Origin of the sequence: Pseudomonas sp. NFPP04 (genome assembly GCF_900113815.1) — a bacterium.
Lineage (GTDB): Bacteria > Pseudomonadota > Gammaproteobacteria > Pseudomonadales > Pseudomonadaceae > Aquipseudomonas > Aquipseudomonas extremorientalis.
On record NZ_FOQS01000011.1, the window covers coordinates 82,739 to 96,693 of the forward strand.

At 62.7% G+C, this 13,955-nt stretch carries 11 protein-coding genes; 9 read left to right on the forward strand and 2 right to left on the reverse strand.

The window, feature by feature from the left end; translation table 11 throughout:
* Nucleotides 1-39: 39 nt before the first annotated feature.
* Together quiC and BM017_RS21720 are read left to right on the forward strand one after the other, a co-directional pair.
* A complete protein-coding gene (quiC, locus tag BM017_RS21715) occupies nucleotides 40-1,941 on the forward strand; it encodes a 3-dehydroshikimate dehydratase QuiC (RefSeq protein ID WP_092248233.1) in 1,902 nt (633 codons plus the stop codon).
* 78 nt (nucleotides 1,942-2,019) lie between these two features.
* Nucleotides 2,020-2,661, forward strand: a complete 642-nt coding sequence (locus BM017_RS21720; protein WP_033897904.1) for a TetR/AcrR family transcriptional regulator — start codon at nucleotides 2,020-2,022, stop codon at nucleotides 2,659-2,661.
* A 138-nt stretch (nucleotides 2,662-2,799) separates the two neighbouring features.
* Here BM017_RS21720 and BM017_RS21725 read toward each other — a convergent pair whose 3' ends face one another.
* Together BM017_RS21725 and aroQ are read right to left on the reverse strand one after the other, a co-directional pair.
* A complete protein-coding gene (locus BM017_RS21725; RefSeq protein ID WP_092248235.1) occupies nucleotides 2,800-3,648 on the reverse strand; it encodes a shikimate dehydrogenase in 849 nt (282 codons plus the stop codon).
* The gene (aroQ, locus tag BM017_RS21730; protein ID WP_010206717.1) at nucleotides 3,645-4,094 is read right to left on the reverse strand and encodes a type II 3-dehydroquinate dehydratase; all 450 of its coding nucleotides are present in this window, start codon (nucleotides 4,092-4,094) and stop codon (nucleotides 3,645-3,647) included. Before aroQ ends, BM017_RS21725 begins: the two co-directional genes overlap by 4 nt.
* 206 nt (nucleotides 4,095-4,300) lie before the next feature.
* On the opposite strand from aroQ, the gene BM017_RS21735 reads away from it, so the two are divergent.
* The 7 genes from BM017_RS21735 (at nucleotide 4,301) to BM017_RS21765 (ending at nucleotide 13,925) form a co-directional block, all read left to right on the forward strand.
* On the forward strand, nucleotides 4,301-4,822 hold the full coding sequence (locus BM017_RS21735; RefSeq protein WP_092248238.1) for an RNA polymerase sigma factor: 522 nt from the start codon (nucleotides 4,301-4,303) through the stop codon (nucleotides 4,820-4,822).
* A gap of 63 nt (nucleotides 4,823-4,885) precedes the next feature.
* On the forward strand, nucleotides 4,886-5,884 hold the full coding sequence (locus BM017_RS21740; protein ID WP_092248241.1) for a FecR family protein: 999 nt from the start codon (nucleotides 4,886-4,888) through the stop codon (nucleotides 5,882-5,884).
* 150 nt (nucleotides 5,885-6,034) lie between these two features.
* Complete coding sequence (locus tag BM017_RS21745; protein ID WP_092248244.1) at nucleotides 6,035-8,692, forward strand: TonB-dependent receptor; 2,658 nt, start codon at nucleotides 6,035-6,037, stop codon at nucleotides 8,690-8,692.
* An 81-nt stretch (nucleotides 8,693-8,773) separates the two neighbouring features.
* Entirely contained in the window at nucleotides 8,774-9,394 is a 621-nt protein-coding gene (locus tag BM017_RS21750; RefSeq protein WP_092248247.1) for a heme acquisition protein HasA, read from the forward strand.
* A gap of 162 nt (nucleotides 9,395-9,556) precedes the next feature.
* A complete protein-coding gene (locus tag BM017_RS21755) occupies nucleotides 9,557-11,293 on the forward strand; it encodes a type I secretion system permease/ATPase (RefSeq protein ID WP_092248250.1) in 1,737 nt (578 codons plus the stop codon).
* Nucleotides 11,290-12,615 carry an HlyD family type I secretion periplasmic adaptor subunit gene (locus BM017_RS21760; RefSeq protein ID WP_092248253.1) on the forward strand — a complete coding sequence of 442 codons (1,326 nt, stop codon included), beginning with the start codon at nucleotides 11,290-11,292 and terminating at the stop codon, nucleotides 12,613-12,615. The genes BM017_RS21755 and BM017_RS21760 overlap by 4 nt, the downstream gene beginning before the upstream one ends.
* Nucleotides 12,612-13,925, forward strand: a complete 1,314-nt coding sequence (locus BM017_RS21765) for a TolC family outer membrane protein (protein WP_092248256.1) — start codon at nucleotides 12,612-12,614, stop codon at nucleotides 13,923-13,925. The genes BM017_RS21760 and BM017_RS21765 overlap by 4 nt, the downstream gene beginning before the upstream one ends.
* The last annotated feature ends 30 nt before the right edge of the window (nucleotides 13,926-13,955 follow it).

Below are 13,955 nucleotides of genomic sequence, written 5' to 3' on the forward strand. Positions count from 1 at the left end.
GCCGTAAATAAGACGCGCCTTAAATGCCGGGAGTCGCCCATGCAACGCTCTATTGCCACCGTTTCCTTGAGCGGAACCCTGCCGGAGAAACTCGAAGCCATCGCGGCCGCCGGGTTCGACGGCGTAGAAATCTTCGAAAACGATCTGTTGTATTACGATGGCAGCCCCCGTGAAGTGAGGCAAATGTGTGCCGACCTGGGCATTGCCATCACCTTGTTCCAGCCGTTTCGCGATTTTGAAGGCTGCCGTCGAGACCGCCTTGCACGCAACCTGGAGCGCGCCGAGCGCAAATTCGACTTGATGCAGGAACTGGGCACCGACCTGGTGCTGGTGTGCAGCAATGCCTCCGCCGATTGCGTGGGCGACGAGCGCATTCTGCTCGATGACCTCGGCCTGCTCGCCGAACACGCCGGCCGCCGTGGCTTGCGCATTGGCTATGAAGCGCTGGCCTGGGGCAAGCATGTAAATACCTGGCAACAGGTGTGGAACCTGGTGCGTCAGGTCGATCACCCGAGCCTTGGTGTATTGCTCGACAGCTTTCATACCCTGTCCCTCAAGGGCGACCCGAGCGCCATCGCCGAGATCCCCGGCGACAAGATCTTCTTCGTACAAATGGCCGACGCGCCGATCCTGGCCATGGACGTGCTGGAGTGGAGTCGGCACTTCCGTTGCTTCCCCGGCCAAGGCGAATTCGACTTGGCTGGGTTCCTCGCGCCGATCATCAAGAGCGGCTACACCGGGCCGCTGTCCCTGGAAATTTTCAACGACGGCTTCCGCGCCGCGCCCACCCGTGCGAATGCGGCGGATGGCCTGCGCTCCCTGCTGTACCTCGAAGAGAAAACCCGCGAACGCCTGAAGCAGGAAGCGCCGACGCAACCGGTCGAGATTCTGTTTGATACCCCGCCTGCCAGCGAATACGACGGCATCGAGTTCCTTGAATTTGCCGTGGACGAGAGCCTTGGCGCCAAGCTCACCCACTGGCTGGAACGCCTGGGGTTCGTCAAGGCCGGGCAGCATCGCTCCAAGAGCGTGAGCCTGTTGCGCCAGGGCGATATCAACCTGATCCTCAACTGCGAACCCTATTCGTTTGCCCACAACTTTTTCGAGGCCCACGGGCCGTCGCTGTGTGCCACCGCGATTCGGGTCAAGGACAGCGCCAAGGCCCTGGAGCGGGCGGTGGCGTACAAAGGCCAGCCGTATCGCGGCCTGGTCGGGCCGAATGAGCTGGAGCTGGCGGCGGTACGTGCGCCGGATGGCAGCCTGATTTACCTGGTGGATGAGAGTGAAGGCGGGCTGTACGACACCGACTTCAACCTGCAGCCCGGCGTGTCATCCAGCGGCGGCTTGCTGCGTATCGACCATATGGCCATGGCCCTGCCAGCCGACAGCCTCGACAGCTGGGTGCTGTTCTACAAGAGCCTGCTGGATTTCGAAGCCGATGACGAAGTGGTACTGCCCGACCCTTACGGCCTGGTGAAAAGCCGCGCGCTGCGCAGCCGTTGCAGCTCGATCCGTCTGCCGCTGAACATCTCCGAGAACCGCAACACGGCGATTTCCCACGCGCTGTCGAGCTATCGCGGCTCGGGTGTGCACCATATCGCCTTCGACTGCGCGGATATCTTTGCCGAAGTGCGCCGCGCCAAGGAGGCCGGTGTGCCGCTGCTGGATATCCCGCTCAACTACTACGACGACCTGGCGGCGCGTTTCGATTTCGACGATGAGTTCCTCAGTGAGCTGGCGTACTACAACGTGCTGTACGACCGCGATACCCAGGGCGGCGAGTTGTTTCACGTCTACACCGAACCCTTCGAAGGGCGGTTTTTCTTCGAGATCATCCAGCGCAAGAACGGTTATGCCGGCTACGGTGCGGCCAACGTGGCGGTGCGCCTGGCCGCCATGGCCAAATCGCGCAGCGGTGCGGTGCGCCAGGCACGTTTATAACGACGGTTGCGGTGCTTTCTTTCGGGGAGCGTCGCGGCCCATAATCACGGCCTGCATAACACTGGCCGTGAGCGCACCATGACCACCGAGGCACCTCGCAAGAGTCGTAAGAACAATCCGGAAAAGACCCGCGAAAACATACTCCAGGAAGCCATCGTCGAGTTTGTTCAGCAGGGCCTTTCCGGCGCTCGCGTGGACGCGATCGCCGAGCGTATCCACACCTCCAAGCGCATGATCTATTACTACTTCGGCAGCAAGGAGCAGTTGTACGTCGAGGTGCTGGAGAAACTCTACGGCGACATCCGCAACACCGAGACCCGCATGAACCTCACGGCCCTGGAGCCGCGTGAAGCGATCCGGCGGCTGGTGGAGTTCACCTTTGATCACCATGACCAGAATGTGGATTTTGTGCGCATTGTCAGCATCGAAAATATCCACAATGCCGAGTACGTGAAGCGCACAGACACCATCAAGGCGATGAACAGCAAGATCCTTGAAGGGTTGGGGGAGACCTTGCGCCGTGGCGCCGAGCTGGGCTTGTTCCGGGAAGGGCTGGAACCGTTGGACGTGCACCTGCTGATCAACTCGTTCAGCTTTTACCGGGTGTCCAACCGCCATACCTTCAGTGAGATTTTTCAGATCGACCTGTCGGATGAGGCGGTTAAACAGCGGCATCGGGACATGATTTGTGATTCGGTGATGCGTTACCTCCAGGCCTGAAGTCTCAGGTTGGAATGCATTCAAAATGTGGGAGGGGGCTTGCCCCCGATGACAGTGGGTCAGCTACAGATAAGCTGGCTGATCCACCGCTATCGGGGGCAAGCCCCCTCCCACATTTGGATTTTTATTCCAACTCAGTCAGGTATTCATGCTCTTGAAGTGCGCCAGCATGCGCTGCGCATCCGGCACTTCCCCACAGAACAGCTCAAACGCCTTCACCGCCTGAAACACCGCCATGTTGCCGCCATCCAGGGTGCGACAGCCCAATGCGCGGGCATCGCGCAGCAGTTCGGTTTCCAGCGGGAAATACACGATTTCCGCCACCCACAGGTCTGCCCTTAGCAAAGCGGCGGGCACCGGTGTGCCGGGCAGCTTGGCCATGCCCATCGGCGTGGTGTTCACCAGCCCATCGGCCTCGGCCACGGCGTTTTCTACGTGGTTGCCCACTTGGGCGCGCCCTGGGCCGAAACGGAGCGTGAGGTTCTCCACCAGGTCGCGGGCACGGGCGGGGTCCACATCGAAAATACTCAACTGTTGCACTCCCTCGGCCAGCAGCGCATGGGCCACTGCGGCACCTGCACCGCCGGCGCCCATCTGCACCACGCGTTGGCGGGCGACATCACTCAAGTTGCGCCGGAACCCTTCGGCAAATCCAAGGCAATCGGTGTTGTGGCCGATGCGCTTGCCGTCCTTGAACACCACCGTGTTGACCGCGCCAATGCCATGGGCCTCGTCGGAGAGTTCATCGAGCAGCGGTAGGATAGCCTGCTTGCACGGATAGGTAATGTTCAGCCCGGTAAAGCCCATGAGCTCGGCGGCGCGCAGCAGATCGGGCAAGGCGTCGATGCCCAACTGCCGGGGCTCAAGGTCGATCAGGCGGTACAAGTAGCGCAAACCTTGGGCATCGCCTTCCTGTTCATGCAGCGCGGGCGTGCGGGAAGCCTGGATGCCAGCGCCGATCAGGCCGGCGAGGATGCGTGTTTTCATCGGGCCGATCCTTTGAGCAACTGGCTGAAGTGTTCCAGCGCCAAGTGGTAGCCGTGGCTGCCGAACCCTGCGAGCACGGCCTTGGCGATGGGTGACACAAAGGAGTGATGACGGAACGCTTCGCGGGCATGCACGTTGGAGAGATGCACTTCGATCACCGGCACTTCACTGGCCACCAGCGCATCACGGATCGCCACCGAGGTGTGGGTCCAGGCCGCCGGATTGATCACGATCCCGGCGCAGCGGGCGCGGGCGCCGTGGATCCAGTCGAGCAGTTCGCCTTCATGATTGGTCTGGCGGAATTCGATTTTCAGGCCCAGCTGTTCAGCGCTGCGGCCGCACAAGGCCGCCACATCGGCCAGGGTTTCATGGCCGTAGGTAGCGGGCTCGCGGGTGCCGAGCAGGTTGAGATTGGGACCGTTGAGCACCAGCACGATAGGCGGCATGGGGTGTTCTCCACAATTCTTGTTAGTTGTGCAGATAAAATGTACTGAATGGTTAATTTGGTCAATTGATGGCGCCGTATGTGTTCGATTATCGAACCGTTAATCAGACCGTTCATAAAGGCGGATCAGATTAGATATCAATTGAAAATCATTCTCGACAACGCTTAAGATGCCCGCCTGTTTCCTTAACATTCCAGGGAGTCGGTTTGTCGGACGTGGATCTCAAAGGCCTGTTTCTCAAGCATGCCGATGCCTTGCGCGGGTATCTGGCGCGCAAGGTACGGGACCCGCAGTTGGCCGCAGACCTGGTGCAGGAGAGCTTCCTGCGCCTGGCGGAAAAGCCGGCGGGCGAGCGCATCGACAACTCCCAGGGCTATCTCTATCGAACGGCAAGCAATCTGCTGATCGACCATATTCGCCAGGAAGCGCGGCGCAAGACTGACTCCGTGCCCCATGAGGCGCTGGCCGAGATTGAAGATGACGTGGCTGGGTTGGAGGTTCAGGCAATGGCGCAGCAACAGCGACAGGCATTGAAGCAGGCACTGGCGGAGTTGCCGGAGCGCACCCAGCAGATTTTCCGCCTCAACCGTATCGAAGGCATGACCCACGCCCAGGTCGCCCGGCACCTGGACATCTCTGACAGCTGCGTCCAAAAGCACCTGGCCAAAGCGTTGGCCTACGTGATGCAACGCTTGCAGGAAGGCGAGAGGGCGCCATCCGACGAATGAATTACCGAAAAACGCCCGTTCACTCGTCACAGCGTTATATAACGAAAAATTCGAGATTCACACGTGAATAGCCAGGGTCCGCAGCAGCACAGCATTACCGAGGCGGCCGCCGAGTGGGCGGTGCGCCTGCACGCCGGTGCCCTGACCGAACAGGAGCAGGCCGAATTGCGGCATTGGATCGCCTGCGACAGCCGCCACGAAGCGGCATTGCGTTTTGCCGAACAGACCTGGGCGGCACTGGGCGAGGTGTACAAGGAACCGCCGGTGAACCGCCAGCGCCCGTCGACGGCGACGCAGCCTGTGCGCGGGACCAGGCGGCGCCGGCCATGGCAACGTGCGGCGGCCGTCGCGCTGGTCGTGGTGGTAGCCGGTGTCGGCTGGGTGCGTGGTCCGGACTTGTTGCTGCGCATGCAGGCCGACTACATCACCGAGAAAGGCGAAGTGCGCACCGTGCACCTGGCCGATGGCAGCAAGGTCGAGCTGGATTCCGCCAGTGCCATCCGCCTGGATTACGACAGTGTGCAACGCCGCATCAGCCTGCTGCAGGGCTCGGCGATCTTTGATGTGGCACCGAAGGTGGGCGAGGAAACCCGACCGTTCGTGGTGCAGAGCGCCGGCGGGCAGACCCGGGCGCTGGGCACGAAGTTTGTGGTGGAGCGCGAGGGCGACAGCCAGGCGTGGACCGGGGTGTTGGAACACAGTGTCGAGGTCACGCTGCAAGCCATCCCGAAAAAAGGCCCGGCCGACAAAGTGGTCAAACAAGGCCAGGCCGTACGCTACAGCACTCAGGAAGGCATCGTGCCTTTGGATCAACTCGACGTCGCGCGCGCCACCAGTTGGCGACGCGGTGTGTTGATCTTTGATCGCCAGCCGTTGGCCTATGTCATCGAACAACTCAACCGCTACCGTCCCGGGCGCGTGGTGTTGACTGACTCGGCCCTCGGCGAGCGTGAAGTCAGCGGCGTGTTCCGCCTCGACATGCTCGACACCGCCCTTGCCACGCTGACCCAGGAACTGCAGGTGCAACGCCTGGACCTGGCTGGCCTCAGCCTGATCTATTGATGACCCGGTGGGAGCCTGCTCCCACCGCCTGAAATCCCCCTTCCTGAAAAACTTTCAAAAAACCTTACTGACTTCCTGCGCGTCGCACGTCTTGCTAGGTGAGAAGCATTCGCATAAACAAGAAAACGCTCAGCGCAGGGAACAACAGAAATGTCAGCACTCAACAAGGGGCGTATCACCGCAAGCCGGTTAGCCCTGGCCATCCACTTGGGCCTGTTCGCCGCTGTGGCTCCGGTATTCGCTGCTCAGTCTCAGGCGAATGCTGCACGCCCTGCGGTGCTGATGCTGGATATCCCCGCGCAGTCCCTGGGCAGTGCTGTGCTGGCATTCGCCGACCAGGCCGGCCTGCAAGTGCTGTTCGACAGCCAGCGCCTGGCCGGTTTGCAGAGCACGGCCGTGAGAGGGCAATACAGCGTGCAGGAAGGTTTGGCGCGTCTGTTGGGGAATGCGCCGGTGGAGTATCGCTTCAATGGCGAACGCCAAGTCACCCTGACCCGCGTCGAGCAGAGCGGCGCCGCGTTGGCACTGGCGACCACCACGATCACCGGCCTGCACCCCAACGACTGGGTGTATTCGTCGCCACGGTCGGTGAGTGTGGTCGGGCGTGAGCAACTGGATCGCAACCCACCACGGCATGCCGCCGAGATGCTCGAAGAGGCGCCGGGCGTCTACTCGGCGGTCAGCCAGCAAGACCCCGGTTTGTCGGTGAATATTCGCGGCATCCAGGACTACGGCCGGGTCAACATGTCGGTGGACGGCATGCGCCAGAACTACCAGCAAAGTGGCCACCAGCAACGCAATGGCACGCTGTATGTCGACCCGGAATTGCTGTCGGAGGTGGTGATCGAAAAGGGCGCCACGTCCACGATGGGCGGCGCCGGGGTGATCGGTGGTGTGGCCAATTTTCGCACCGTGGAAGCCGCCGACCTGCTCAAGGGCGGCAAGGAAATCGGTGGGCGCATCCGCTTGACCACCGGGCTGGGTGGGCGCAGCAACGGCACGCATTTTATCGGCAGTTCGGCGTTTGCCGTGGGCACCGATGTGTGGGACATGTTGGTGGCTGCCAGTGAACGTCATCTCGGCGACTACAAACCCGGCACCCGGGGCAGCATCGGCGAGTTGCGCACCGGCAGTTCTTTCCTGCCGGCCAGTGAAGACCGGATCAAAAACTCCACCGTCGAGTACACCGGCTCGGTGATGCGTTCACGCCTGCTCAAGCTGGGTCTGAACCTGCCGGTGGATCAGCGTCTGCAATTGAGCTACCTGACCACCGAGGTCGACTACGACGACGTCAACATGATGACCGCCGAAAAGGCCCAGCTGTGGGAGAAGCTCGGCAGCAGCAATGTCACGGCGCAGAACTTCGCACTGGACTACAGCTACACGCCGGACAACCCGCTGATCGATTTCAAGGCCAAGCTTTACTACGTCGACACCCGCAATGACCAGACCACACTGACCCGTGGCAGCAGCAAGGGCTACGACGTTACCTATCAGACCAACACCTATGGTTTGCAGGCGCAGAACATTTCGACCTTCGCCTTGAGCGAGCTGTCGGTAATCAAGGCCAACTACGGCCTGGAGTTTTTCTACGACAAGGTCCGGCCGGATTCCAATCAAATGGTGGCCGCCGATTCGGCGGTGACGGCCTCGGCGGCGGAAAGCATCACGCCCAGAGGTGACCGGGCGATGGGCAGCCTGTTCGCGCGCCTGGACTACGACTACGACAACTGGCTGAACCTCAATGCCGGGTTGCGTTACGACCGCTATCGGCTGCGCGGCGAGACCGGCCTGAACACCCGTACCTTCATCATCGGCACCACGCGACAGATCGGCTTGCCCATGACTTATGACGTGGATCGGGAAGAGGGGCACGTCTCGCCGACCTTCGGCCTGTCAGTCAAGCCCGGCGTGGATTGGCTGCAACTGTTCGCCACGTACGGCAAGGGCTGGCGCCCTCCGGCCGTCACCGAAACACTGGTCAGCGGCCGGCCCCACGGCGGCGGTTCGGAGTCGATTTTCCCCAACCCGTACTTGAAGCCCGAGACGTCCACGGCCTGGGAGGTCGGCTTCAACGTGCTCAAGGAAGACCTGCTGTTCGCCGAGGACCGCGTGGGCATGAAGGTGTCCTACTTCAACACCCGCGTGGATGACTTTTCCTATATGGCCCTGGGGGTGCAGCCGCCCGGTTATGGCATCGCCAATATCGGCAATGCGGCGTATGTGAACAACCTGGAAACCACCCGTTTTCGCGGCCTGGAGTACCAGTTGGATTACGACGCCGGGTTCGCCTACGGCCAGTTCAACTACACGCGCATGCTCGGCAGTAATACGTTCTGCAGCAAGACCGCGTGGCTGGGTGGTGTCACCAAGATCCAGAAAGGCCCGGGCAGCCGAGCGCCGGTAGACGCGATGGTGCCGGACGACGTGGCCAATGCGGGGCAGAGCTGCAGCGCGATCCTGGGCTCCTCCGAACACATGCCGATGGACCGCGGCACCGCGACGCTGGGCGCACGCTTGTTCGAGCGCAAGTTGGATGTGGGGGTTCGTGCGCGCTACAGCGGCGGTTACTACGTCAAAGGTGGCGCCGGCGTGACCACCTCGCAAACCGGCGTCTACCCGGCTGACTGGAAGTCCTACACCGTCTATGACCTCTACAGCAGCTACCGCGCCACCGAGCAGTTGACCCTGCGCCTGGCCATGGAAAACGTCACCGACCGCGCCTACCTGGTGCCGCTGGGCGACGTACTGGCCTTCACCCTCGGGCGTGGGCGCACCTTACAGGGCACCGTTGAATATCAGTTCTGACCGATTTTGCCCAGTGACGGGCAAAACCACAGCAGGCACTGGCTTGCTGCGGAGATACCACCCCATGACTTGGAGTTTTGCATGAGCATTTCTATTTCATACAGCACCGCCTTCGCCGCGAACACCGTTGCCGAGTACCTGAGCGACTGGTCGGCTTACTTTGGTGACCTGAACCACCGTGAAGGGTCGGTCAAAGAGGGTTCGAATACCGGTGGTTTCAATCCTGGCCCGTTCGACGGCACCCAATATGGCGTGTCGAGCACCGTCAGCGATGCCGCGGTGGTGGCCAACGGCGACCTGCATTACACCTTGTTCAACCCGCCGTCGCACACCTTGTGGGGTTCGATCGACTCGCTGGACCTGGGCACCATTCTGACGGGCGGCGCTGCCGGCGGTAGCTACGCCCTCGCCGAGCAGGAAGTCAGCTTCGCCAACCTGGGCCTGTCGAGCCTGCAGTCCGAAGGCCGCGACGGCCAGGTGCACAAAATCGTCTACGGCCTGATGAGCGGCGACAGCTCGGCACTGGCGTCGGCGATCGACTCCCTGCTCAAGGACATCGACCCAAGTCTGTCGATCAACTCGACGTTCGACCAACTGGCCGCTGCCGGTGTGGCGCATGTGGACTCGGCTGCTGTCGCCGCCTCCGACGTGGCGCTGGTGGGCGTGCAAGACGTGCCTCAGGACTTCGCGCTGGCCGCTTAAGCAAAAAAGCGAATGGAAGATCGCTCTCCCATTCGCCGCATGACACACCGCCGTCGCCCAAGCCTTCTATCTCTTCAGCGACGGCGGTGCCGAATTCTGCGCAGCGTCGTACAGCCTGTCAACGCGACGGCGCTGCCCGCTCAACCCTTTGAGAATCCCCAGATGCGCCACGCCGGCAACGAAACCCTGGCTGCCCTCACGGCCTATAAAAGTGGCTTCTTCAACATCGGCCTGTTCTCGGCGGTGATCAACCTGCTGATGCTCGCCCCGGCGCTGTACATGCTGCAGGTGTACGACCGGGTGCTGGCTTCGGGCAACCAGATGACCCTGCTCATGCTGACGCTGATGATCCTTGGCTTGTTCGGCCTGATGGGCGCGTTGGAGTGGGTGCGCAGCCAGGTGCTGATCCGTCTCGGCACGCAGATGGACATGCGCTTGAACCAGCGGGTGTACGACGCCGCGTATGAAGCGCAACTCAAGGGCGGCACCCAGGCGGCCGGCCAGGCGTTGCATGACCTGACCACGCTACGTCAGTTCGCCACCGGCCAGGCGTTGTTCGCGTTTTTCGATGCGCCGTGGTTTCCGGTGTACCTGTTGGTGATCTTTCTGTTCCACCCCTGGCTCGGGCTGTTGGCGCTGGTCGGCGCAGTGCTGTTGATCGTGCTGGCGTGGGTCAACCACCACGTCAGCCAGGCCCCGATGGCCCTGGCCAGCCAACTGTCGATCAGCGCCAGCCAGCAGGCCACGGCTAACCTGCGCAATGCCGACACCATCGAAGCCATGGGCATGCTCGCCACCTTGCGCGCGCGTTGGTTCGGCCAGCACCAGGCGTTCCTGGCGCAGCAGAACCTGGCCAGTGAAAAGACCGCGACCGTCACCGCCTGGTCCAAGGGCGTGCGCCTGGCATTGCAGTCGCTGGTGCTGGGCCTGGGCGCGTTGCTCGCGGTGCAGGGTGACATCACGCCGGGGATGATGATCGCCGGTTCGATCCTCATGGGCCGCGTGCTCAGCCCCATCGACCAGTTGATCGGCGTGTGGAAGCAGTGGGGCTCGGCGCGCCTGGCGTTTGATCGCCTGTCACAGATGCTGGAGGCCAACCCGGCCCGGCCCGAACGCATGAGCCTGCCGGTGCCCAAGGGCCAACTGAGCGTCGAGCAAATCAGCGCCTGCGCCCCCGGCAGCCGCCGACCGGCGCTGGCCAACCTGGGTTTCAGCCTGGCGGCGGGCGAGGTACTGGGGGTGATCGGGCCGTCAGGCTGCGGCAAATCCACCCTGGCCCGGATCCTGGTGGGCGCCTGGGCGCCCTTGGCCGGCAAGGTGCGGCTGGACGGTGCCGACCTGGCCCTGTGGGACAAGCAGCAACTGGGCCCGCACATTGGCTACCTGCCGCAGGACATCCAGCTGTTCGCTGGCAGCATCGCGCAAAACATCGCGCGGTTTGCCGAGGTCGACGCGGACAAGGTCCTCGCCGCCGCACAAATGGCCGGCGTGCATGAGCTGATCCTGCAACTGCCGCAAGGCTACGACACGCCGTTGGGCGAAGGCGGCGCCGGGCTGTCCGGTGGCCAGAAACAGCGGGTCGGCCTGGCGCGTGCGCTGTACGGCCTGCCTGCGCTGATCGTGCTGGACGAGCCCAACGCCAACCTCGACGAAGTGGGCGAACAGGCCCTGCTCCAGGCCATCGCCCAGCTCAAGCAACAGCGCCGCACGGTGATCCTGATCACCCACAAGCCCAACGTACTGACCCTGACGGACCAGTTGCTGATTCTCAAGGACGGCCAGTTGCAGGCCTTCGGGCCGACGGCCCGCGTGTTGGAGGCACGGCAGAAACCGGCAGCGAGCAAGCCAGTGTCGACCCTGAACATGAGTTACCGCCTTGGTGAAGGAAAACAGGCATGAGCCAGAGCAAACCCGTGCTGATCAGTGACGCGCCGAACAATGTGCTGGCGCTGGATGATAAAAAATATTCGCGCCTGGGTTGGCTGCTGGTGCTCGGCGGTTTTGCCGGGTTTCTCGGCTGGGCAGCGTTGGCGCCGTTGGACAAGGGTGTTGCGGTGCCGGGCAAGGTCATGGTCTCGGGCCATCGCAAGACGGTGCAGCACCCGGCCGGGGGGATCGTGGAGCGCATCGAGGTGCGCGACGGTGATGTGGTCAGCGCCGGCCAGGTCCTGCTGCGCTTGAAAGAAACGCCTTTGCGCGGGCAGATGCAGTCCCTGCGCAGCCAGTACCTGGCATCCCTGGCCAGTGAGGCGCGCTTGAGTGCCGAAAGCGAAGGGCTGGCGGCGATCAGCTTCGGCCCCGAGCTGCTCAACGATCCCGAGGCGGCGGGCACGCTGAGCCTGCAACGGCAACTGTTCCAGAGCCGGGCCCAGGCACTGGCCACCGAGCAACAAGGCCTGCGCGAAACCATCGCCGGCGCCGAGGCGCAGTTGCGTGGCACGCGGGATTCGCAAGCGAGCAAAGTCCGGCAGCGGGCGGCGTTGAATGAGCAACTGCAAGGCCTGCGCGAGTTGGCGCGTGACGGTTACATCCCGCGCAACCGCCTGCTCGACAGCGAGCGGCTGTACTCCCAGATCGACGGCGCCATCGCCGAGGACGACGGGCGCATCGGCCAATTGCAGCGCCAGATGATGGAACTGCGCCTGCGCATCCGCCAGCTTGGCGAAGACTTCCAGAAAGACCTGCGCGGCCAGTTGGCCGAGACCCGCACCCGCAGCGACGACCTGCGCAATCGCCTGGCCTCGGCCGAGTTCGAACTGGCCAACAGCCTGGTGCGAGCGCCGGCGTCGGGCGTGGTGGTGGGGTTGGACGTGTACACCGAAGGTGGCGTGATCAAACCCGGCCAGGCGTTGATGGACATCGTGCCCCAGGGCGAGCCCTTGCTGGTGGAGGCGCGGGTGCCGGTGCAGATGGTCGACAAAGTGCATCCGGGCTTGCCGGTGGAGTTGATGTTCTCGGCGTTCAACCAATCCACCACGCCACGGGTGGCCGGTGAGGTGACCCTGGTTTCGGCGGACCGCCAGGTCGATGAGCGCACCGACGAGCCGTATTACACGCTGCGTGCCCAGGTCAGCGCGGCGGGCATGCAGCAACTGGACGGCGTGCAGATCCGTCCGGGCATGCCGGTGGAAACCTTCGTCAAGACCGGCGAGCGCTCGATGCTCAACTACCTGTTCAAACCGTTGATGGATCGCACCCACATGGCGCTGGTGGAAGAATGAAGGCGCTGCTGTTTACCTTGTGTTTGGGGTGTACCTCGGCGCACGCCTTGGGTTTGCTGGATGCCTACGACCTGGCCCTGCGCAATGACCCGACCTTTCAGGCCGCGATCCAGGCGCGTGAAGCCGGTGAAGAAAACCGCGTGATCGGCCGCGCGGCGCTGTTGCCGAACCTATCGTGGAGCTACAACAACTCGCGCAACGAATCCGAAGTGACGGCGGGTGATGTCACCAGTGACCGTGACTACCGCAGTTACGCGTCGACCCTGACCTTGCAACAACCGCTGCTGGATTACGAGGCCTACGCGCGCTTTCGCCAGGGCACCGCCCAGGCGTTGATGGCCGATGAACGCTTTCGCGGCAAGAGCCAGGAGCTGGCGGTGCGGGTGCTCAACGCCTACAGCCAGGCTTTATTGGCCCAGGAGCGAATCGAGCTGAGCCGCGCACAGAAACGTGCGTATGCCGAGCGCCTGCAACTCAATGACCGCCTGCTCAAAGGTGGCGAAGGCACGCGTACCGATGTGCTGGAAACCCAGGCGCGCCTGAGCCTGGCCCAGGCCGAAGAAATCGAATCCCAGGATGCCCAGGACAGCGCCCTGCGCGAGTTGGAAGCCATCGTCGGCCAACCGTTGCAGATCGAAGAACTGGCGCCACTGACGCGCCAATTCGAGATCCCGCCGCTGGAACCCAACCGTTTCGAAACCTGGCGCGAACTGGCCATGGCCAACAACCCGGAACTCCAATCCCAGCACCACGCCCTGGAAGTGGCCGCCTATGAAGTGGAGCGCAAACGCGCCGGGCACCTGCCCAAGGTCAGCCTGTACGCCTCCAGCCGCCAGACCCACTCCGACTCGGAGAGCAGCTACAACCAGAAGTACGACACCAACACCGTCGGCATCCAGGTCAGCCTGCCGCTGTTTGCCGGTGGCGGCGTATCGGCCTCTACGCGCCAGGCGGCTAATCAACTGTCCCAGGCCCAATACGAACTGGACGCGCAAACCTCGGCCACGCTGGTGGAGTTGCGCAAACAGTTCAACCTCAACACCAGCGGCGCGGCCAAAGTGCGTGCTTATGAAATGGCCGTCAGCTCTGCCACGGCTTTAGTCGCTGCGACGAAAAAGAGTGTGGCCGGCGGTGAGCGGGTCAACCTCGACGTGCTCGACGCAGAACAACAACTCTTCACCGCCCGCCGCGATTTGGCGAATGCGCGACATGCCTATCTGCTGGCGAGGATTCAGCTGAAGTATTACGCGGGGTTGCTGAGCGAGCAGGACTTGCGGGCCTTGGCGGGGTATTTCCAGCCTTCGGCCTGACAACGATAGTTGCTCCGATGTGGGAGGGGG

Excerpts from the sequence above, each read along its gene's own strand:
- quiC (WP_092248233.1), top strand. The coding sequence starts at position 40 with ATGCAACGCTCTATTGCCACCGTTTCCTTGAGCGGAACCCTGCCGGAG.
- BM017_RS21720 (WP_033897904.1), top strand. The coding sequence starts at position 2,020 with ATGACCACCGAGGCACCTCGCAAGAGTCGTAAGAACAATCCGGAAAAG.
- BM017_RS21725 (WP_092248235.1), bottom strand. The coding sequence starts at position 3,648 with ATGAAAACACGCATCCTCGCCGGCCTGATCGGCGCTGGCATCCAGGCT.
- aroQ (WP_010206717.1), bottom strand. The coding sequence starts at position 4,094 with ATGCCGCCTATCGTGCTGGTGCTCAACGGTCCCAATCTCAACCTGCTC.
- BM017_RS21745 (WP_092248244.1), top strand. The coding sequence starts at position 6,035 with ATGTCAGCACTCAACAAGGGGCGTATCACCGCAAGCCGGTTAGCCCTG.
- BM017_RS21750 (WP_092248247.1), top strand. The coding sequence starts at position 8,774 with ATGAGCATTTCTATTTCATACAGCACCGCCTTCGCCGCGAACACCGTT.
- BM017_RS21755 (WP_092248250.1), top strand. The coding sequence starts at position 9,557 with ATGCGCCACGCCGGCAACGAAACCCTGGCTGCCCTCACGGCCTATAAA.
- BM017_RS21760 (WP_092248253.1), top strand. The coding sequence starts at position 11,290 with ATGAGCCAGAGCAAACCCGTGCTGATCAGTGACGCGCCGAACAATGTG.
- BM017_RS21765 (WP_092248256.1), top strand. The coding sequence starts at position 12,612 with ATGAAGGCGCTGCTGTTTACCTTGTGTTTGGGGTGTACCTCGGCGCAC.